Origin of the sequence: Herbaspirillum chlorophenolicum (assembly GCF_001189955.1) — a bacterium.
GTDB classification, from domain to species: domain Bacteria; phylum Pseudomonadota; class Gammaproteobacteria; order Burkholderiales; family Burkholderiaceae_D; genus Herbaspirillum; species Herbaspirillum chlorophenolicum.
Window position 1 is genome coordinate 1 of the sequence record NZ_LFLT01000156.1, and the last position, 891, is coordinate 891.

Sequence of the window (891 nt, forward strand, 5' to 3'; positions counted from 1 at the left end):
ATAAGGGGCCAGGCATCCCGGTGGCCGAACGAGCGCGCATCTTCGAGGCATTCCACCGGTTGCTGGGCAGCGGTCAGATCGGTTCTGGGTTAGGTTTGTCGATCGTGAAGGCCATCGCAGACAGGTTGGGTGCAAGCATCACGCTTGGCTTTCGTGACAAATCTAGTCAATCCGGCCTGCGCGTGACGGTCAATATTCCGAGTCAATTAGTGAGCCAGATAGAAGTCGAAGTCAATGAAATCTAAGGAGCTATTATGTCGAACAGTATCCAAGAACAATATTCGCCCGTTGCCAAGTTTTTCCATTGGATCACGGTGCTGCTCATCATCGCCCAATGCACCATCGGCTGGACCATGCCAGATGTGGATGATCTGCAATCGCCCGAAGGATCGGTCAGTCTCCACATCTCGGTCGGATTGCTGATCCTCCTGGTCATGCTGGCCAGACTGGTTTGGCGCCTGATCAGTCCGGCGCCGAAACCGCTCCATACGCGTGTGACCCTCACCGTAATTGCAGCCAAGTTCGTGCACGGCGGACTCTACCTTCTTCTCGCCATCTCACCCATCCTGGGTTGGATGAATGCTGCAGAGCGTGGCTGGAACCTGTCCTTCTTCGGCTTGATGCAGCTGCCCGTAATCTTCCCTGCAAATTCCGATTTGCTGGCCACGATCGGGGATTGGCATATTGCGTCGGTCTGGGCACTATTAGCGCTGATCGGCTTACATGTATGCGCTGCTCTCTACCATCAAATTATTCTGAAAGATGGAACCCTTACTCGAATGCTTCCCTCAAGCAATCGATAGCCTACAGCCTGCTCATTGAATGCTTTTTGCTTCAATGAGCAATTCATGCAAAGTCGCTTCATGTGATTGCTGGGTATCTACCCTGTGC

At 53.0% G+C, this 891-nt stretch carries 2 protein-coding genes; both read left to right on the forward strand.

The features are described from left to right. A partial coding sequence (locus AKL28_RS23660) for an ATP-binding protein (RefSeq protein ID WP_231602688.1) occupies positions 1-245 on the forward strand: 245 nt, incomplete at its 5' end. A gap of 9 nt (positions 246-254) precedes the next feature. Next, positions 255-803, forward strand: a complete 549-nt coding sequence (locus tag AKL28_RS23665; protein ID WP_050470711.1) for a cytochrome b — start codon at positions 255-257, stop codon at positions 801-803. Positions 804-891: the final 88 nt, after the last annotated feature.

What these genes read in the sequence shown, in the direction of transcription:
- AKL28_RS23665 (WP_050470711.1), top strand. Translation starts at nt 255, where the DNA reads ATGTCGAACAGTATCCAAGAACAATATTCGCCCGTTGCCAAGTTTTTC.